19 protein-coding genes are annotated in these 18119 nt (G+C 54.6%); 8 read left to right on the forward strand and 11 right to left on the reverse strand.

Annotation, left to right across the window (positions count from 1 at the left end):
- Positions 1-175 precede the first annotated feature (175 nt).
- From der to K5Y30_RS14170, 3 genes are all read left to right on the forward strand, one after another.
- Positions 176-1666 carry a ribosome biogenesis GTPase Der gene (der, locus tag K5Y30_RS14160; RefSeq protein WP_101763491.1) on the forward strand — a complete coding sequence of 497 codons (1491 nt, stop codon included), beginning with the start codon at positions 176-178 and terminating at the stop codon, positions 1664-1666.
- Positions 1667-1762: 96 nt separating this feature from the next.
- Positions 1763-1990 carry a zinc ribbon domain-containing protein gene (locus tag K5Y30_RS14165; RefSeq protein ID WP_222184457.1) on the forward strand — a complete coding sequence of 76 codons (228 nt, stop codon included), beginning with the start codon at positions 1763-1765 and terminating at the stop codon, positions 1988-1990.
- Between the two features lie 327 nt (positions 1991-2317).
- Positions 2318-4756, forward strand: coding sequence for a glucose/quinate/shikimate family membrane-bound PQQ-dependent dehydrogenase (locus tag K5Y30_RS14170; RefSeq protein ID WP_222211857.1), 2439 nt, complete (start codon positions 2318-2320; stop codon positions 4754-4756).
- Positions 4757-4843: 87 nt separating this feature from the next.
- Here the strand turns inward: K5Y30_RS14170 and K5Y30_RS14175 are convergent, their stop codons facing one another.
- The 4 genes from K5Y30_RS14175 to xseA form a co-directional block, all read right to left on the reverse strand.
- The gene (locus K5Y30_RS14175; protein ID WP_045814915.1) at positions 4844-5026 is read right to left on the reverse strand and encodes a general stress protein; all 183 of its coding nucleotides are present in this window, start codon (positions 5024-5026) and stop codon (positions 4844-4846) included.
- Positions 5027-5129: 103 nt separating this feature from the next.
- Positions 5130-5456, reverse strand: a complete 327-nt coding sequence (locus K5Y30_RS14180) for a protealysin inhibitor emfourin (RefSeq protein ID WP_222211859.1) — start codon at positions 5454-5456, stop codon at positions 5130-5132.
- On the reverse strand, positions 5441-6466 hold the full coding sequence (locus K5Y30_RS14185; protein WP_222211861.1) for a M4 family metallopeptidase: 1026 nt from the start codon (positions 6464-6466) through the stop codon (positions 5441-5443). The genes K5Y30_RS14180 and K5Y30_RS14185 overlap by 16 nt, the downstream gene beginning before the upstream one ends.
- 51 nt (positions 6467-6517) lie before the next feature.
- Complete coding sequence (gene xseA / locus K5Y30_RS14190; RefSeq protein ID WP_222211863.1) at positions 6518-7891, reverse strand: exodeoxyribonuclease VII large subunit; 1374 nt, start codon at positions 7889-7891, stop codon at positions 6518-6520.
- 169 nt (positions 7892-8060) lie between these two features.
- Here xseA and guaB point away from each other — a divergent pair, with 169 nt between their 5' ends.
- Entirely contained in the window at positions 8061-9527 is a 1467-nt protein-coding gene (gene guaB, locus K5Y30_RS14195) for an IMP dehydrogenase (protein ID WP_222211865.1), read from the forward strand.
- A 72-nt stretch (positions 9528-9599) separates the two neighbouring features.
- Positions 9600-11180, forward strand: a complete 1581-nt coding sequence (gene guaA, locus K5Y30_RS14200) for a glutamine-hydrolyzing GMP synthase (RefSeq protein ID WP_101763498.1) — start codon at positions 9600-9602, stop codon at positions 11178-11180.
- Between the two features lie 68 nt (positions 11181-11248).
- Here the strand turns inward: guaA and K5Y30_RS14205 are convergent, their stop codons facing one another.
- Together K5Y30_RS14205 and K5Y30_RS14210 are read right to left on the reverse strand one after the other, a co-directional pair.
- Positions 11249-11578: an addiction module antidote protein gene (locus K5Y30_RS14205; RefSeq protein ID WP_222184465.1), complete on the reverse strand. Its 330-nt coding sequence runs from the start codon at positions 11576-11578 to the stop codon at positions 11249-11251.
- A gap of 4 nt (positions 11579-11582) precedes the next feature.
- Positions 11583-11909 (reverse strand): type II toxin-antitoxin system RelE/ParE family toxin, encoded by a 327-nt coding sequence (locus K5Y30_RS14210; RefSeq protein WP_222211867.1) that lies wholly within the window; start codon positions 11907-11909, stop codon positions 11583-11585.
- A gap of 191 nt (positions 11910-12100) precedes the next feature.
- Between K5Y30_RS14210 and K5Y30_RS14215 the strand changes: the two genes are divergently transcribed.
- On the forward strand, positions 12101-12877 hold the full coding sequence (locus K5Y30_RS14215; RefSeq protein WP_008108318.1) for a DUF3750 domain-containing protein: 777 nt from the start codon (positions 12101-12103) through the stop codon (positions 12875-12877).
- A 27-nt stretch (positions 12878-12904) separates the two neighbouring features.
- Here K5Y30_RS14215 and K5Y30_RS14220 read toward each other — a convergent pair whose 3' ends face one another.
- The gene (locus K5Y30_RS14220) at positions 12905-13084 is read right to left on the reverse strand and encodes a DUF2158 domain-containing protein (RefSeq protein ID WP_222211869.1); all 180 of its coding nucleotides are present in this window, start codon (positions 13082-13084) and stop codon (positions 12905-12907) included.
- Positions 13085-13300: 216 nt separating this feature from the next.
- Between K5Y30_RS14220 and K5Y30_RS24860 the strand changes: the two genes are divergently transcribed.
- The gene (locus K5Y30_RS24860; protein WP_255606666.1) at positions 13301-13558 is read left to right on the forward strand and encodes a hypothetical protein; all 258 of its coding nucleotides are present in this window, start codon (positions 13301-13303) and stop codon (positions 13556-13558) included.
- A gap of 13 nt (positions 13559-13571) precedes the next feature.
- On the forward strand, positions 13572-14072 hold the full coding sequence (locus tag K5Y30_RS14225; RefSeq protein ID WP_222211871.1) for an AlpA family transcriptional regulator: 501 nt from the start codon (positions 13572-13574) through the stop codon (positions 14070-14072).
- On the opposite strand, the gene mgtE is transcribed toward K5Y30_RS14225, so the two are convergent.
- From mgtE to ppx, 4 genes are all read right to left on the reverse strand, one after another.
- A complete protein-coding gene (gene mgtE / locus K5Y30_RS14230; RefSeq protein WP_110866477.1) occupies positions 14069-15502 on the reverse strand; it encodes a magnesium transporter in 1434 nt (477 codons plus the stop codon). The two genes, K5Y30_RS14225 and mgtE, sit on opposite strands and share 4 nt — an antisense overlap.
- 121 nt (positions 15503-15623) lie before the next feature.
- On the reverse strand, positions 15624-15809 hold the full coding sequence (locus tag K5Y30_RS14235) for a YfgG family protein (protein ID WP_110866478.1): 186 nt from the start codon (positions 15807-15809) through the stop codon (positions 15624-15626).
- A gap of 153 nt (positions 15810-15962) precedes the next feature.
- A complete protein-coding gene (tehB, locus tag K5Y30_RS14240; protein ID WP_222212166.1) occupies positions 15963-16568 on the reverse strand; it encodes a tellurite resistance methyltransferase TehB in 606 nt (201 codons plus the stop codon).
- Between the two features lie 21 nt (positions 16569-16589).
- Positions 16590-18116 (reverse strand): exopolyphosphatase, encoded by a 1527-nt coding sequence (gene ppx, locus K5Y30_RS14245; RefSeq protein WP_101763505.1) that lies wholly within the window; start codon positions 18114-18116, stop codon positions 16590-16592.
- Positions 18117-18119 lie beyond the last annotated feature (3 nt).

The raw sequence follows: 18119 nt of genomic DNA on the forward strand, positions 1-18119 counted from the left end.
TTTGGCTCTGCGGGAACGCGTTTCCCGCTCGCTTACACGGCTCCTGATTCGTCAGGGGCCGTTTCGTTTTTAGTCAGGCATGGTATTCTTTGCGCCTTCAGCCTGACGCCTGGCGTCAAATGTCGTTATAATCACGCCATTCGGGCGAATTATTTTAAAAACTGAGGCAAGTGTTATGGTACCTGTGGTCGCGCTGGTTGGGCGTCCCAATGTGGGAAAATCTACGCTATTTAACCGTTTAACACGCACACGTGATGCGCTGGTGGCGGATTTTCCTGGACTGACTCGCGATCGCAAATATGGTCGCGCCGAAGTGGAAGGGCGCGAATTCATTGTTATTGATACCGGCGGTATTGATGGCACCGAAGAGGGCGTAGAAAACCGCATGGCGGAGCAGTCGCTGCTGGCGATTGAAGAAGCCGATGTGGTGCTGTTTATGGTGGATGCGCGCGCGGGCGTAATGCCGGCGGATCAGCAAATCGCCAATCATCTGCGTGCCCGTGAGAAAGCCACCTTTGTTGTCGCCAACAAAACTGACGGTATCGACCCGGAAGCGGCGGTGCTGGATTTCTATGCGCTGGGCTTAGGCGAGATTCACGCCATTGCAGCTTCGCATGGCCGCGGCGTTAACAGCCTGCTGGAAACCGCACTGTTGCCGTGGATGGAAGAAATCGTTCCAGAAGTCGAGCTCACTGAAGAAGAAGAGAACGCTGCTTATTGGGCCGATTTAGAAGAAGAGAGTGAGAAGGCGCTGGAGGAAGAGGAAGAAGAAGATTTCGACCCAACCACACTGCCAATCAAACTCGCTATCGTTGGCCGCCCGAACGTGGGTAAGTCAACGCTAACTAACCGCATTCTTGGCGAAGACCGTGTCGTGGTCTTCGACATGCCGGGCACCACGCGCGACAGCATCTATATTCCGATGGAACGTGACGGACGTGAGTATGTCCTGATTGATACCGCTGGCGTACGTAAGCGCGGTAAAATCACCGAAACCGTCGAAAAATTCTCAGTTATCAAAACGTTGCAAGCTATCGAAGATGCTAACGTGGTAATGCTGGTGATTGATGCGCGTGCCGGAATCTCCGATCAGGATCTCTCGCTGCTCGGCTTTATCCTGAACAGTGGGCGCTCACTGGTGATCGTGGTCAACAAGTGGGATGGCATGACGCAGGAAGCCAGAGATGAAGTCAAAGAGATGTTGGACTTCCGCCTGGGCTTTATCGATTTTGCGCGCATCCACTTTATTTCCGCCCTGCACGGCAGCGGCGTCGGCAACCTGTTCGAATCGGTGACCGAAGCGTACGACTGCTCCACCAAGCGTGTGGGCACCGCAATGCTGACGCGCATCATGACTATGGCCGCCGACGATCACCAACCGCCGTTGGTACGGGGTCGCCGCGTGAAGCTGAAGTATGCGCACGCCGGTGGTTATAACCCGCCAATCGTGGTGATTCACGGCAACCAGGTGAAAGATCTGGCCGATTCCTACAAGCGTTATCTGATGAACTACTTCCGTCGTTCACTCAACGTTATGGGTACGCCGATTCGCATTCAGTTCAAAGAGGGCGATAACCCGTACGCGGGCAAACGCAACCTGTTGACGCCAACGCAGCAGCGTAAACGTCAGCGTCTGATGTCGCATCTTAAGAAGAACAAGCGTTAAGATGAGAAGGGCCCATCAGGGCCCTTTTTTTATGCACCTGTAACTCGTAGGGTCGCCATTCATGGCGACCGCCATCCAAAGCGCAGAGGACAATTGATGAATTTTTCCTGCCCAGCCTGTCAGCAATTACTCACTCTCAGTGAAACCGGTTTTGACTGCCCCAACTGTGAACGTCATTTCGATCGTATCGCCTTATGCCCGGATTGCCATCAGCCGTTACAAGTGCTGAAAGCCTGCGGCGCTGTCGATTACTTTTGTCAGCACGGCGACGGTTTGATCTCGAAAAAGCGCGTCGAATTTACGCCTGCCTTCACCGCAGATTAAAAACTCCGGCTTTCACGCCTATATTTATTAACAAGTTACGCCTGGATTTGTAGCAAAAATGCTATTAACCAGTGACTGCCGCGTTATGGATATTCACTTTTTATTGTACCAGGTGGTACAATCCTGCCGCCTTGTCGCGAGAATCACTCTCACCTGCGTTGTGTCCTCGCTCACAAGCGCCGAATCACGGGCATTGCACCCGTACCAATAGATATAAAATAAAGCGTAACGGAATAGTTCCTGTCTCCCGCTTCGGCTGGGGCCTTGTCATCGGCTGCCACAGATTTATCGGCGCCAGCGCTTTATTTTTTCAGGAGAGTTTTTGTTATGGCAGAAAATTCCGCTCGTCCCGGCAAAGGGCTGAGCATCTGGTCCGTACTGTTTGGCCTGGTCTTGCTGGCAATCGGCTTGTTCTTCGCAATCGGCGGCGGCAAGCTGGTCGCGCTGGGCGGCAGCTGGTACTTCCTCATCGCCGGTATCGTCATGCTGCTGTCGGCCATTCAGTTCTTCCGTCGCAAATCATCCGCCGTCACCCTGTTTATTCTGGTGTTTGCTGGCACGTTGATTTGGTCACTGTTTGATGCAGGCCTGCATTTCTGGCCGCTGGTCTCGCGCTTGATGGTGCCGGCTGGCTTGATGCTGTTTGCATTCCTCACCTGGCCAGCCCTGCGTAAAAGCGAAGGCAAAAACTCTCTGGCGAAAGTTTCTTATGTGCTCTCTGCGGTGATCGTGGTGGGCATGGTGGCGACTTTCGTGCAGATGTTCCAGCCGCATCCTACCGTGGCATTTGACGGTAAACAGCTGCCGCTGATTCCGGTCGATAAATCAAAACCTCAGCAAGACTGGAGCAGCTACGGCCGTACGCCGGGTGGCGACCGCTTCGCTGCCATCGATCAGATTACCCGCGACAACGTGAAAGACCTGCAGGTTGCCTGGACTTTCCACACTGGCGATACGCCAATCAGCCCAACCGGTAACGGTGCGGAAGATCAGCAAACCCCGCTGCAGGTGGGCAACACGCTGTTCCTGTGTACCCCGCATAACAATGTGATTGCGGTTGCCGCAGACAGCGGTAAGGAAATCTGGAAACGCGAAATCAACGCGCAGGCAGAAGTGTGGAACCGCTGCCGTGGCTTAGCCTATTTCGATGCGACTAAACCCCTGCAGCAGCCAACCGAGCCGGGTTCAACGCCGGTTACTGCCGCTGTGCTGCCTGCTGGCGATACCTGTCAGCGTCGTATTCTGATGAACACCATTGATGCGCGTCTGATTGCTATCAACGCCGACAACGGTGAGCTGTGCGACACCTTCGGTACGCACGGTGTGGTTGACCTGAAAACCGGTCTGGGCAGTGCGCCAGATCCGCAATATCAGTTGACGTCACCGCCAGCGATGGCCGGTACCACTGTTGTTGTGGGTGGTCGTGTCGCCGATAACGTACAGACCGACATGCCTGGCGGCGTGCTGCGTGGTTTTGACGTCATCACCGGTCAGATGCGTTGGGCGTTTGACCCAGGCAATGACGACCCAAATGCGGTGCTGATGCCGGGTAAAAATTACACCCGCAGTACGCCAAACTCGTGGGCGCCAATGTCTTACGATCCGGCAATGAACACCGTGTTCCTGCCGATGGGTAGCTCGTCAGTGGATCTGTGGGGTGCGAACCGTACCAAACTGGATCACACTTACGGCGCATCAATCCTGGCGCTGGATGCCACCACCGGTAAGCAGAAGTGGGTTTATCAGACCGTGCATAACGATCTGTGGGACTTCGACCTGCCAATGCAGCCGAGCCTGGTAGACTTCCCGATGAAGGATGGCACCAACAAGCCAGCCGTAGTTATCGGTGCGAAAACCGGCATGATCTGGGTGCTGGATCGCCTGACCGGCAAGCCTTTGACCAAAGTTGAAGAGCTGCCGATGCCGCAGGGTCACATCCCGAACGAGCAGTACACCAAAACTCAGCCGCACTCTGTGGAAATGCCAAATATCGGCAACCAGAAAATGACGGAATCGGATATGTGGGGGGCAACACCGTTTGATCAGCTGGCGTGCCGTATTGCCTTTAAAGGCATGCGTTACGATGGTCTGTTCACCGTGCCGGATACCGATAAATCCCTCAGCTTCCCAGGTTCACTGGGTGGTATGAACTGGGGCGGTATCTCGTTTGACCCGAACAACCAGTACATGTTCGTTAACGACATGCGTCTGGGCCTGTGGGTACAGATGATCCCACAAGACACCAGCAAAACGGCGGCCAGCAACGGCGGTGAAGCCATCAACACCGGTATGGGTGCGGTTCCGCTGAAAGGTACACCGTACGCGGTGAACAAAAACCGCTTCATGTCGCCGCTGGGCATTCCGTGCCAGGCTCCGCCGTTCGGTACGCTGTCAGCGATTGATATGAAAACCCGTCAGATTGTGTGGCAGGTGCCGGTGGGTACGGTAGAAGATACCGGTCCGTTTGGTATCAAAATGCGCGCGAAAATGCCAATTGGTATGCCGACCTTAGGCGGCACGCTGGCAACGCAGGGTGGCCTGGTGTTCATCGCGGGTACGCAGGATTACTATCTGCGCGCTTTCGATAGCTCAACCGGTAAAGAAGTGTGGAAAGCACGTCTGCCAGTCGGCAGCCAGGGCGGTCCAATCAGCTACGTTTCGCCGAAAACCGGCAAACAGTACATCCTGATCTCCGCAGGCGGTGCACGTCAGTCGCCAGACCGTGGTGATTACGTGATTGCTTACGCGCTGCCAGACAGCAAGTAAGTTAAAAATGGAGAAAGGCCGACATCATGATGTCGGCCTTTTTTTTATCACCCTCCGTGGCACATCTCTTCCTTTAAGGCACCTTAATTACTGCTGCTTAGAAGGGCGACGGCTTTTTTGACCTCCTTTTCTTCCAGCTTCCCTGGCTCTTTCAGGATCGTTTCTGAAATTACCCCCACTGACTTTGCCGCCAGCGCTACCGGCTTCCCTGGCGCGCTCCGGGTCCTCTGCAAAGTTCCCGGCACCACCTCGTTGCTTTTTTTGTGTCATAGCAGAGACCTCATCTAAGGGTGTTTTCTTCGACGTGGACTAGCTAGCCACATAATGAGTATAGTCAATCAGTTACGCTCTGCCTTGAGAGACCTCCGATAACCTATTCACCGTCTCGCCACAGCGATTGCAGCTCGGGGGGCGCCAGTTGTTCGGGAATTAAAATCACGAAATTTCCCGCTTCGCGATGGGTGGCGTAGGTGATTTGAATGCGGAAGTAGCGCTGATCGCCACGACCGACATTTGCCGCCTGATCTTCCGTTTCCCCCAACGGCATTGCCTGTTCCAGTACTTCGCAGACGCGCTGCTTTTGCGGTTCCGGCAGTTCCGCCAGCGCAAAGCGCCGTTCGCCGCGCAGTTTAGGGATAAAAGCGATTCCGCCTTCCCGCGCTAGCTCGATGATTGCGTCATCGGTCAGTTGGATGTCCATGTTACGCCTACCTGCTGCCAGGCGGATTGGATCTTCTCCGCCACTGAGTTGTTGAACCGCTGTTTCGCGTGCTGCACGGTAAAGCGCGCAAAGGTGCTGAAATCGGCATCCTGTGGCAGCGTTTTGTCGCACAGCGTGTCGTACCAGGCTTGACCGGCCTGTTCCCACGCAAAGCCGCCCAGCGCTTTAGCGGCGAGGTAAAAAGCGCGATTGGGAATGCCGGAATTGAGGTGCACGCCGCCGTTGTCGTCACGCGTTTCGATATAGTGCGCCATATCGGCCGGTTGCGGATCTTTACCCAGCACCGGATCATCGTAGGCCGTTCCCGGTGACGACATCGAGCGCAATCCGCGCCCATTGATGCCCTGTGCCAGCAAACCTTCGCCGATGATCCAGTCAGCCTGATCGGCGCTCTGCTTGAGGTGGAATTGCTTCACCAGCGAGCCAAACACGTCAGACATCGATTCGTTCAGCGCGCCTGCCTGCTGGAAATAGATCAATCCCGCTTCGGTTTCCGTCACGCCGTGCGTCAGCTCGTGCGCCACTACATCCAGCGCGATGGTGAAGCGATTGAAAATCTCGCCGTCGCCGTCACCAAACACCATCTGCTGCCCGTTCCAGAAGGCGTTCTGATACTCCTTGCCGTAATGCACGGTACCATCGAGCTTGAGGCCTTTATTGTCCAGCGAGTTGCGTTGGTAGGTTTTCCAGAAGAAATCGTAGGTAATGCCGAGATAGTTCCAGGCTTCTTCGGCTGCAACATCGCCATTTCCCGGCTGGCCTTCTTCGCGCACCAAAGTGCCGGGCAGATTTTGCGTCCCTTTGGCGTCGTAAATAGCACGCAGCACCGTGCCTCGTTGCGCTGTGGCGGTACCTGCCGGTTTAACGTTATGTTCGCCCATCAAGTGTTGGACGTGGGTGAGGGTGCGGCGCGCGTAGTCTTGCTGCGCGCCGGAGCAGTTATCAATGATATTGCGCAGAATGTAAGGAGGAATAACGCTGTAAGACATACCAATCTCCCTGGCTCTTTTACGAATGTGCCAGAAAGTATAGTTTTCATACTATGAACGTGCTTTGCGACTCCGGGATTTCTGCGGTTCGAGGGCGGTAACCTGGCTTTCCACCCAGCCATCGTCGAGTCGGGTGCGTAGCAAGTCGCCTTTGCTGAGCTGCTGGGTTTTCTTCACCACCTGACCTTGAGTGTCGGTGGTTACGCTAAAGCCACGCGCCAGCGTCGCCAGCGGGCTTACGCCTTCCAGCTGTGCCGCCAGCGTGCCAAAGCGCTGACGATTGTGATTGAGCTGCTTTTCCATGCCCTGCCGTAAGCGATAGTGCCACTGCTGGAGCTGCTGCTGAGCGCGCAGAATACGTCCCTGCGGCTGCTGGGCGTTAAGGCGCTGCAGCAGGCGATCCTGCTGACGATTGGCCACACGCATACGCTGGTCCATCGCTTCACCGAGACGACGCTGCAGCTGGAAGAGCGCGGTTTGCTGGCGTGCCAGACGCAGCTGCGGATGCTGCTGCTGTAAGCGGTGCTTAACGCGCGTGAAGCGACGCTGCTGCTGTGCAAGATAGAAATCCATCGCCATCTCCATGCGCTGCTGCTGCGACTGCAAACGGCGCAACAGCTCAAGCTGATTACGGCTCACCAGTTCTGCCGCAGCAGACGGCGTCGGCGCACGTAAATCCGCTACGAAGTCAGCGATGGTGACATCGGTTTCATGCCCAACGGCGCTGACAATCGGCAGGCGGCTGGCAAAAATCGCCCGCGCCACGCGCTCGTCATTGAAGCTCCACAAATCTTCCAGCGAACCGCCGCCACGACCGACAATCAACACGTCACACTCATCGCGCTGGTTGGCCAGCTCAATGGCACGCACAATGCCTGCTGGCGCATCCACGCCTTGCACCGCGGTAGGATAGATAATCACTGGCAGTGAAGGATCGCGTCGCTGCAGCACCCGCAGCACGTCGTGCAGCGCCGCGCCGGTGGCGGAGGTAATCACGCCCACCTGACGCGCCGGATCCGGCAGCGACTGTTTGAACTGTTGATTGAATAAGCCTTCTGCAGCCAAACGCGCTTTCAGCTGTTCAAATTGCTGCTGCAGCAAGCCTTCACCGGCCGGATGCATGCTTTCGATAATCAGCTGATAATCGCCGCGCGGCTCATACAGCGTGATGCTGGCGCGCACTAACACCTGCTGGCCATGTTGAGGACGGAAGGTGACGCGACGATTGCTGTTGCGGAACATCGCGCAGCGCACTTGTGCGCCATCATCCTTCAACGTGAAGTACCAATGACCGGAAGAGGGCTGAGTGAAATTTGAAATTTCAGCGCTGAGCCACACCAGGCCCATCTCATTTTCCAGCAGTTGGCGCACCGTGGTGTTCAGGCGGCTGACGGTAAAAATATTGGCGGTTGGCGGTAGCGACATGTGATGTAGATCAAATTTTAAATCAGAGGGTTAATCAACTGATACTACATTGCTTGCCCCGAGGATCAAGACATTTTCTGAAAAAACACTGGAGGCAATCGGTTTCGGCCTGTATAATGCCGCGGCAATATTTTATCTGTTTTAATCGCCCCCAGGTGGAGATATTGCAATGTTAAGAATCGCTAAAGAAGCCCTCACATTTGACGACGTTCTGCTCGTTCCCGCTCACTCCACTGTCTTACCGAACACCGCTGATCTCAGCACTCAACTGACGAAAAACATCCGTCTGAACATCCCCATGCTCTCCGCTGCAATGGACACCGTGACCGAAGCCGGTCTGGCAATTGCGCTGGCGCAGGAAGGTGGTTTAGGCTTTATTCACAAAAACATGTCAATTGAGCGCCAGGCGGATGAAGTTCGTAAGGTGAAAAAACACGAAAGCGGCGTCGTTACCGATCCGCAAACCGTGCTGCCAACCACCGCGCTGGCGGCGGTGAAAGAGCTGACCGAACGTAACGGCTTCGCCGGCTACCCGGTCGTGAACACCGACAACGAGCTGGTAGGCATCATCACGGGCCGTGACGTGCGTTTTGTTACCGACCTGACCTTACCGGTTTCCGCGGTGATGACCCCGAAAGAGCGCCTGGTAACGGTGAAAGAGGGTGAAGCACGCGAAGTTGTGCTGCACAAAATGCATGAAAAACGTGTTGAGAAAGCGCTGGTTGTTGATGACAGCTTCCACCTGCTGGGCATGATCACCGTTAAAGACTTCCAAAAAGCCGAACGTAAACCTAACGCGTGTAAAGATGCGGAAGGCCGTCTGCGCGTAGGCGCTGCTGTTGGTGCCGGTGCGGGCAATGAAGAGCGCGTTGATGCGCTGGTTGCTGCCGGTGTTGACGTGCTGCTGATTGACTCATCACACGGTCACTCTGAAGGCGTGCTGCAGCGTATTCGTGAAACCCGTGCAAAATACCCGAACCTGGAAATCATCGGCGGCAACGTTGCCACCGGCGCAGGCGCATTGGCGCTGGCGCAGGCCGGCGTGAGCGCGGTGAAAGTGGGTATCGGTCCTGGCTCAATCTGTACCACGCGTATCGTGACCGGCGTTGGTGTTCCACAGATCACCGCGGTTTCTGATGCGGTTGCCGCGCTGGAAGGCACCGGCATTCCGGTTATCGCTGATGGCGGTATCCGCTTCTCTGGCGACATCGCAAAAGCGATTGCAGCAGGCGCAGCGGCCGTTATGGTTGGCTCAATGCTGGCCGGTACCGAAGAGTCTCCGGGCGAAATCGAGCTTTATCAAGGCCGTTCGTTCAAGTCTTATCGCGGTATGGGTTCATTGGGCGCGATGTCTAAAGGCTCTTCAGACCGTTACTTCCAGAGCGATAACGCCGCTGACAAACTGGTACCGGAAGGTATCGAAGGCCGCGTTGCCTACAAAGGTCGCCTGAAAGAGATCGTGCACCAGCAGATGGGCGGCTTGCGCTCTTGCATGGGCCTGACCGGTTGCCCGACCATTGACGATCTGCGCACCAAAGCGGAGTTCGTGCGTATCAGCGGCGCGGGCATCAATGAAAGCCACGTGCATGACGTGACCATCACCAAAGAGTCACCAAACTACCGCATGGGTTCATAATCCCGTAAAATTTAGCGCCCGGCACCCGCCGGGCGCTTTTATTATTAAGTCCATCCCAATGGAAACGCCTCAATGACGACTGAAAATATTCATAAACATCGCATTTTGATCCTCGATTTTGGTTCTCAGTATACGCAGCTGGTTGCGCGCCGCGTGCGCGAGCTGGGTGTTTACTGCGAACTCTGGGCGTGGGATGTCACCGAAGAGCAAATTCGCCAGTTTAACCCGAACGGCATCATTCTCTCTGGCGGTCCGGAGAGCACCACCGAGCTGAACAGCCCGCGTGCGCCGGAATACGTGTTTAACGCGGGTGTGCCAGTGTTGGGCGTCTGCTACGGCATGCAGACCATGGCGATGCAGTTGGGCGGCAAGGTTGAAGGCTCTAACGAGCGCGAATTTGGTTATGCGCAGGTTGAAGTGCTGACTCAGAGCGCGCTGGTGCGTGACATCGAAGATGCGATTAGCGCAGCAGGTAAACCGCTGCTGGACGTTTGGATGAGCCACGGCGACAAAGTCACCGCCATCCCAGCCGGTTTCGAAACCGTTGCCAGCACCGAAACCTGTCCGTTTGCCATCATGGCTAACGAAGAGAAGAAATTCTACGGCGTGCAGTTCCACCCGGAAGTGACGCACACGCGTCAGGGCCTGCGTATGCTTGAGCGTTTCATTCGTGACATCTGCGGCTGTGAAGCGCTGTGGACGCCAGCCAAAATCATCGAAGATGCGGTTGAGCGTATTCGTCAGCAGGTTGGCGATGACAAAGTGATTCTCGGTCTGTCTGGCGGCGTGGACTCTTCTGTGACCGCGATGCTGCTGCATCGCGCCATCGGCGAGCGTCTGACCTGCGTGTTCGTGGATAACGGCCTGCTGCGTCTGAATGAAGCTGAGCAGGTGCTGGAAATGTTCGGTGACCACTTCGGTCTGAACATCGTGCACGTTGCGGCAGAAGCGCGCTTCCTTGATGCGCTGGCGGGCGAGAACGATCCCGAAGCCAAACGTAAAATCATCGGCCGCGTATTCGTAGAGGTGTTTGACGAGCAGGCGCTGCGTCTGGAAGACGTGAAGTGGCTGGCACAAGGTACCATCTATCCTGACGTGATCGAATCGGCGGCTTCTGCCACCGGTAAAGCGCACGTGATCAAATCGCACCACAACGTGGGCGGTTTGCCGAAAGAGATGAAGATGGGCCTGGTTGAGCCGCTGAAAGAGCTGTTCAAAGACGAAGTGCGTAAAATCGGTCTGGAACTCGGCCTGCCGTACGACATGCTGTATCGTCATCCGTTCCCAGGTCCAGGTTTGGGCGTGCGCGTGCTGGGCGAAGTGAAGAAAGAGTACTGCGACCTGCTGCGCCGTGCAGACGCTATCTTCATCGAAGAGCTGCATAAAGCTGACCTGTACAACAAAGTCAGCCAGGCGTTCACCGTGTTCCTGCCAGTACGTTCTGTTGGCGTGATGGGTGATGGTCGTAAATATGATTGGGTAGTTTCACTGCGTGCGGTGGAAACCATCGACTTCATGACAGCGCACTGGGCGCACCTGCCGTACGATTTCCTCGGCCGCGTCTCTAACCGCATCATCAACGAAGTTAACGGCATTTCCCGCGTGGTTTATGATATTTCAGGTAAACCACCTGCGACGATTGAGTGGGAATAAATCCTGCTTTGATCACTGCGTAAAAACGAAGCCCGCTTAATTGCGGGCTTTTTTATGACTTCTGCTGTTTAGTGTTGTGGAATAAGACGCACACCTGCTGCACGCGTGATCTCCGTAAGAGTCGTCAATGTAGGATTGCCGTTTTCAGATAGCGTTTTATACAGTTGTTGACGTGACAGCCCTGATTTTTTTGATATTTCACTGATCCCACCACGCGCTTCAACAACACGGCGTAAGGCGATGAGGAAGGCTGCAATACCCCCTTCTTCATAAATATCTTCGAGAGCGGTCTGCAGATAAATTTGTGCATATTCAGGATTTTCGCGCAGCTCTGCTACCATCGCATCATCGTGGTTTATTGCTTTTTTCTTTTTAGCAGACTGAATGATGATAGTCATATTCTTACCTCTTTTGATAATCCCGCCAAAATTTTACAGCTTTCATTAAGTCGCTTGCTTGAGTGGATTTATCTCCACCAACGAGGAGTAAAATTATTCTTTCACCATCAAGGGCGTAATAGACACGATAACCGGGGCCATAATCAATTCTAAGCTCCCAAACACCATCCAATTCAAACTTATGATCGCCAAAATTGCCGCTTTCTGCGCGGTCAATGCGGATATCAATTTTTGCTGCAGCACGAGGATCTTTTTTACGTAACCTTTTGATCCACTCAGTGTAGGGGACTTTACCGGTAGCGTCCTGATAACGTTGAGTCGTGTACAGCATAGCGTCCTCGCAAGCACTGAATCCTTAGCAGATTGTCTTTTATAAATGACAGTAAGACAATCAAATTTTGTACAAGCAATTTACTTCTGTTAGGCATGCCGCTTTTTCGCTTCATCGAATAGTTCGTGAATACAACCCCCCCCATTTCGATGCAAGATAGCGAGTAATTTTTACTCATCAGGATGCCGTCGATGTTGCCTTTCAAAGCCGTACTGATCTCTTTTCTTTGCATCATCTTGCTTTCATTAGGCGCGAGCTTGGCGCAGGCAACGCGAAGCGGTGAGCTCACCTCTGAACGCGGTGGCTGGGCATCCGCAAGGCGCGATTCGGCCGGTATCGCACCGGATCCGCAGCGTTATGCGGCAGAAGCTATCGTGCAGGTTTATGCTGCGCCGACTTATGGCTGGAAGGGCGCGGTGGCGGTACATCCGTGGATTATCTTCAAGCGCGCCGGTGAAACCCGCTATAACCGTTACGAAGTGATTAGCTGGGGCAGCGGCGATAAAGTGCGTCGTAACAGCAATCTTCCCGATGGTTATTGGTACGGTGCGAAGCCGCGTCTGCTGGTTGACCATCGCGGCAGTAGCGCAGAAGCGATGATTCCGCAGATCGAAGCGGCCATTAAATCCTATCCCTGGCCGACCACGTATCACGCCTGGCCGGGACCCAACAGCAATACTTTTATGGCGCATATCGGCCGCGAGGTTCCGGCGTTGAAGTTGGATCTACCGGCTAACGCGCTCGGCAAAGATTATCGCTCGCTGCTTAATCCGGTAGGTTTACCGCCTTCAGGTCGCGGCGTGCAGCTTTCTCTGCTGGGCGTGTTGGGTGTGACGGTTGGCGCGGAAGAGGGGCTGGAAGTGAATCTGCTGGGATTAAACATGGGGCTGGATTTCACACCGTTTAGGCTGCGTCTGCCGTTTATCGGCGGCATCGGTCAGAATAATGTGCAGCGAGACAATCCCTAAAAGTGGCCCCGGTTTGGGGCCGTTTTTTTAACAGACGCCGAAATCGCCGTCTTCGTGATACAGATTCACGCTATCGACTCTGACTTCAATTTCACGCTTGATATGATCGTCAACGCGAGCGCACCACAGCATATCGCCTTCCACGCGCAGCACCTGCATCTTTGGGCCACCGGTCTTAGACTGCACAAAATCATCCACGTTAAACATGCTTCTTCTCCGTCAGGTCAGTGATAACAACAGAGTCTATATGCACTTTAGGCGCTGTGCGCTTGATTTTGTGCGCTGTCTTCCAGCACAAAACTGAATCAAAGCGCGTTGAGACCGTTCTGGTTATTTTCTGCAGCATTCGCCGCTGAAATAGTACCGAAACACTTCGCGGTTGTCAGTTGACAACTTATTGCGGTGGGCATAAGGTAGCCAGCGATGTCAGAGAGGAAGCGGCATCCGCATAAAGCGGTCGAAGGAGCTTTGCGATATGCAGAAGCAAGAGGTTGGAAGATTGCCGTTGGCGGTCACCATGCGTGGGGCAAGATGTACTGCCCAGATAATTCGACAGAGTGTCGATGTGGGGATTACTGCATTACCTGCATCTGGAGTACGCCAAAAAATCCCGAAACGCATGCCAAACTGTTACGGCGCGTGGTGGATAACTGCAGTGAAAGCCCTCAGCGGGTTAAGTGACGAGGAGTGAAACATGGAATTTGAGTTTACGCTGCGTTTTCAGCTCAATGATGAGAGCGACATCGATGAAGTGATCGAACGGCTCGGTTGGCAAGGCTGCACTGATGCGTTAATTGGCGCGGGTGTGGCGGGAAAATTAAGCATGACGTTCTGCCGCGAAGCCAGCACTGCGCAGGATGCGGTGCGCAGCGCGTTGGAGGATGTTTTTCAGGCATTGCCAGATGCGGAACTGATTGAAGCCGCGCCAGATTTAGTCGGGCTGACGGATATCGCAGAGTTGATAGGAGTTTCGCGGCAGAACATGCGCAAGCTGATGCTCAGCCATAGCCCGCAGTTTCCGCGTCCGATTCATGATGGAAAAACAGCCATATGGCATTTAATCGATGTGCTGGAGTGGTTAAATCAGCGTGGTTCAACGCGGGTCAATCCAGCACTGAGTGAACTGGCGCGCGCAACGTTGCAACTCAATTTACAGCAGATGCTGCAACGTTACGCACACTGTTTAAAGCCTTAATGATGCAGCAAAAATATCGTCGCCAGACCAAGGAAGATAAAGAATCCGCCGGTATCGGTGATCGCGGTGATCAGCACGCTAGAGCCAACGGCGGGATCGCGTTTCATTTTGGTCATGATTAACGGAATCAGCACGCCCATCAGCGCGGCCAACAGCAGGTTCAGCACCATCGCCAGCATCATCACGCCGCCGAGTTGCAGGTTGTCGTACATCAGCCAGGTGACGCCGCCCATAATGCCGCCCCAGAACAGGCCGTTAATCAATGCCACGCCGAGTTCACGCATGATCAGGAACGAGAAGTTACCCGGTTCAACCTGATGCAGCGCCAGCGCACGCACAATCATGGTAATGGTTTGATTGCCGGTGTTGCCGCCGATGCCGGCGACGATTGGCATCAGCGCCGCCAGCGCAACCAGCTGCGATATGGTGGCTTCAAACAGGCCAATCACGCGCGAAGCGACAAATGCGGTACACAGGTTAACCGCCAGCCAGGCCCAGCGTTTGCCCACCGCTTTGCGCACCGGCGCAAACACGTCTTCGCCCTGGCTGATACCCCCCATTTTACGGATGTTGCTTTCGTTCTCTTCGTTCACCAAATCGACCACGTCTTCAATGGTGATACGGCCAATCAGTTTGCCTTGAGCATCGGTGACCGCAGCGGAGATCAGGTTATAACGTTCAAACGCGCTGGCGGCGTCTTCCGCTTTATCGTTGAGCTGAAACGTGGTGGGATGCGAATTCATCACTTCTGCGACCAGCATCTTCGGTTTGTTGAGCAGAATATCAGTAAGCGTTAACTCACCTACCAGTTGATTTTGTTCGTCGGTGATAAAGATCTTATCGGTGCCGTCAGGCATTTTTTTGCCTTTACGCAGATAGCGCTGCACCGTGGCTAAGGTCACGTCAGAGCGCACCGTCAGGATATTGAAATCCATGATCTGCCCGACGCGATCGCGATCCAGCTCGATCACGCTCATCAGTCGCGCGCGCAGGCTAGGTTCAAGGGTGGTGAGCAAACGTCCGGTTAAATCGCGCGGCAGGTAGCGCGCCAGATATACCTGATCGTCGATATCCAGCGGCTCGATGGCGTGCAGAATATCGCGATCAGACATTTCTTCCGTCAGGCTGGCCCAAACGGTTTCTGAAGCCTCAACCAGAACGTGACCGCGCTGTGCCGTCGGCACTAAACGCCACAGCGCCTGACGCTCTTCTTCCGGCAAGGCTTCGAGGATGTCGGCTAAATCCGCGGCGTGCAATTGCTGCAGCTCAAGCTCTAATTCATGACGCCAGTCGGTGATATCACGCAGTTCGGCGGCATTCAGATCGACGGATTTATCCAGCAGAACATCAACAAGATCATGCTCGTTGAGCAGCAGGTTAAGGATGTGATGGCGGGTTTCAGCTAATTTTTGTGAATGCGAAGCAGACATAACGCGTTCCTTGTGTCTGTAAAGTCAGCTCACAGTGTAGCGCGTTGCGGGTAACAGGACGTAAAAAGCAGCATTGTCTCAAAGGACAATGTTTAGCAGCGACAGACGACCCGCAAATTATTTAGCGCGAATCACTGGTGCTCAGCGTGACCGGTTCAGGGATGGCTTTCTTTTGCTGATGATGCTCGATGGCACCGGGAATGATGAAAAGCAGGCGGCCAAACAAAATTAAGAAGCTGACCAGTAAAACAATGCGGGTCATGGTGCCAGTTTTGGGACGTCTTCGTGCAGAGATAGCGCTGTTCACGCGGGGTGGTTCCTGTAAATGCCCGATGGGCGGAGGCAATATTTAGTCACACTTAGATCGCTAAAGCAATCGCTGTGTGAAAAATGAGCAAAAAAGGTTCAGTGCACTGATCGACATCAGACAATCGAACGGCCGCACAAAGCGGCCGTTAATTCAGTAACTGGCTTTCTGCGCCAGTAGCGTGGCGAAACGGGTTTTAATGCGGTTACCGTTTTCATCACGACGATGCAGCTCACCGACCTCTTCGTTGTATTTCACAATATGCCAGTTGCGGTAATAGTGGCTGAGTTCACCGGATTTAAACGCAAACGGGAAGTTTTGCGTATTGGGATAATCATCGGTATCCATCGCCGCCACAATCAGGTTGTAGCCATATTTACGCGTGCTGGCCTGCATATCGGCAATCAGCTGCGGAATTGTTGCCGGCTGCAGGAACATCATCACCACGGTCGACAGCACAAACTGATAGGCGCCGTTGAAGCGCACGCTATTCAGATCGCACAGCTCGGTGTGAATGTTCTGCAGATTCTCTTCCGCAATGATGCTGTTCAGGCGCTCCAGACTGGCGGGATTGCTGTCCCAGGCCGTCACGTCAAAGCCATGCTGATTGAGAAACAGGCTATTGCGGCCCTGGCCGCAGCCCAAATCCAGCGCTTTCCCCACCTCAAGATGCGGCAGGGCCGCCAGCACTTCAGAATGGGTCGGCGTGAGACCGTATTTTTCAGCGTAATAGTTATCGGGGCGTGTCGTCATAACCAGATTGCGGGCCAGTTGCCCGCTTTACTCCTCTTCTTCCAGCATCAGTTTCCAGCCGGTGACATCATTCCAGTACGCTTGCTCGCGCTCCAGATCCAGCTGCACCAGCGTATTTTGGCTCAGGAAGCCGGCAGGGAAGGTCAACGTCCAGTGGCCGTCGTCGGTGCTGAGCTTGAGCGAATCCGGTTTGGTGGTCGCCTGGCGCTGATTATTCAGCAGCGTGCCGAGACGCAGCAGGAATACCATCGGCAGAAACTGTTTCTTTTTAAACAAGGTGAAACGCGGCATCTCATCCTGCTTCACCGCTTTGCGGTGATAACGTACCAGCGTGGCCAACAGCATCTGTTGATCCTGATTAAAGCCCGGCATGTTGGAGTTCTGCAGGATGTAAGCCGAATGGCGCTGCATACCGCTGTGATTGATGGTCAATCCCACTTCATGCAGCAGCGCGGCCCATTTCAGCAGCGCCGACAGTTGTGGATTAGCTTGCTTGGGATTCTGCTCCTGCCACTGCAAATAGAGCTTCTCGGTGGTTTCCAGCACACGGCGCGCCTGATCGCTATCAATCGCATAGTGATTTGCCAGACTTTGCGCGGTGCGGCTGCGAATGTCCTGATGACGGAAACGGCCTTCCATCTCATACAGCACGCCTTCACGCAGTGCGCCGTCAGAAAGACGCAGCTCGCGAATCGCTAACGCATCAAACACGCCACACAAAATTGCTAAGCCCGGTACAAATACCGCCTTACGCTCTTCCGACAAGCCCGGCAGGCTCAGCGCATTAAACGACTTATGCTTCAGCACTTCGCTGGTCAGCAATTCCAGCGTTTCTGGCGTAATCAGCTTCTCTTTTTCGCCCATCGCCAGCAGCACTTCGCAGGCCGCTTTAATGGAGCCCGACGCACCCAGCGCATATTGCCAGCCATGCAAACGATATTGCCACGCCATGGTTTCCAGCTTTTGCGCAGCGGAGAGGCGCGCGCGGCGGAAGTTTTCTGGCGTAATTTCGCCTTTGGGGAAGAAGAGATTGGCGAAGCTGACGCAGCCCATGCGGCGGCTCTCTACCAGCTGCGGCTCAAAGTCTTCCCCAATCACTAGTTCGGTGGAGCCGCCGCCGATATCGATCACCAGCTTGCGGCCTTTTTCCGGCTGCGTGTGCTCCACGCCCATAAAAATCAGACGCGCTTCTTCGTTGCCGGAGATCACCTCGATCGGATAGGGAATCACCTCGGCCGCGCGCTGCAGAAACTCTTCCGCATTGCTGGCGATACGCAGCGTGTGCGTGCCGACGATCGTCACGTTGGCGGAACTGAAGCCCTGCAAACGTTCGGCGAACAACGCCAGACAGCTCAGCCCGCGCTCAATCGCTTCTTCGCTCAGGCGATTGTGCGCATCCAGGCCATCGGCCAGATGCACGCGCTGTTTCAGGCGTCCCAGCACTTGCAAAGCGCCATCCACCACGCGGGCAATGACCATATGGAAGCTGTTCGAGCCGAGGTCGATTGCCGCGAATTCCTGAGGTTTCGGCGTACTTTTATGTGAGATTGGCATAGG

It is taken from the genome of Pantoea sp. DY-5 (assembly GCF_019795955.1).
Taxonomy (GTDB): Bacteria; Pseudomonadota; Gammaproteobacteria; order Enterobacterales; family Enterobacteriaceae; genus Pantoea; species Pantoea leporis.

Coding starts and splice junctions, on each gene's coding strand:
- der (WP_101763491.1), top strand. CDS start 176: ATGGTACCTGTGGTCGCGCTGGTTGGGCGTCCCAATGTGGGAAAATCT.
- K5Y30_RS14165 (WP_222184457.1), top strand. CDS start 1,763: ATGAATTTTTCCTGCCCAGCCTGTCAGCAATTACTCACTCTCAGTGAA.
- K5Y30_RS14170 (WP_222211857.1), top strand. CDS start 2,318: ATGGCAGAAAATTCCGCTCGTCCCGGCAAAGGGCTGAGCATCTGGTCC.
- K5Y30_RS14175 (WP_045814915.1), bottom strand. CDS start 5,026: ATGACACAAAAAAAGCAACGAGGTGGTGCCGGGAACTTTGCAGAGGAC.
- K5Y30_RS14180 (WP_222211859.1), bottom strand. CDS start 5,456: ATGGACATCCAACTGACCGATGACGCAATCATCGAGCTAGCGCGGGAA.
- K5Y30_RS14185 (WP_222211861.1), bottom strand. CDS start 6,466: ATGTCTTACAGCGTTATTCCTCCTTACATTCTGCGCAATATCATTGAT.
- xseA (WP_222211863.1), bottom strand. CDS start 7,891: ATGTCGCTACCGCCAACCGCCAATATTTTTACCGTCAGCCGCCTGAAC.
- guaB (WP_222211865.1), top strand. CDS start 8,061: ATGTTAAGAATCGCTAAAGAAGCCCTCACATTTGACGACGTTCTGCTC.
- guaA (WP_101763498.1), top strand. CDS start 9,600: ATGACGACTGAAAATATTCATAAACATCGCATTTTGATCCTCGATTTT.
- K5Y30_RS14205 (WP_222184465.1), bottom strand. CDS start 11,578: ATGACTATCATCATTCAGTCTGCTAAAAAGAAAAAAGCAATAAACCAC.
- K5Y30_RS14210 (WP_222211867.1), bottom strand. CDS start 11,909: ATGCTGTACACGACTCAACGTTATCAGGACGCTACCGGTAAAGTCCCC.
- K5Y30_RS14215 (WP_008108318.1), top strand. CDS start 12,101: ATGTTGCCTTTCAAAGCCGTACTGATCTCTTTTCTTTGCATCATCTTG.
- K5Y30_RS14220 (WP_222211869.1), bottom strand. CDS start 13,084: ATGTTTAACGTGGATGATTTTGTGCAGTCTAAGACCGGTGGCCCAAAG.
- K5Y30_RS24860 (WP_255606666.1), top strand. CDS start 13,301: ATGTCAGAGAGGAAGCGGCATCCGCATAAAGCGGTCGAAGGAGCTTTG.
- K5Y30_RS14225 (WP_222211871.1), top strand. CDS start 13,572: ATGGAATTTGAGTTTACGCTGCGTTTTCAGCTCAATGATGAGAGCGAC.
- mgtE (WP_110866477.1), bottom strand. CDS start 15,502: ATGTCTGCTTCGCATTCACAAAAATTAGCTGAAACCCGCCATCACATC.
- ppx (WP_101763505.1), bottom strand. CDS start 18,116: ATGCCAATCTCACATAAAAGTACGCCGAAACCTCAGGAATTCGCGGCA.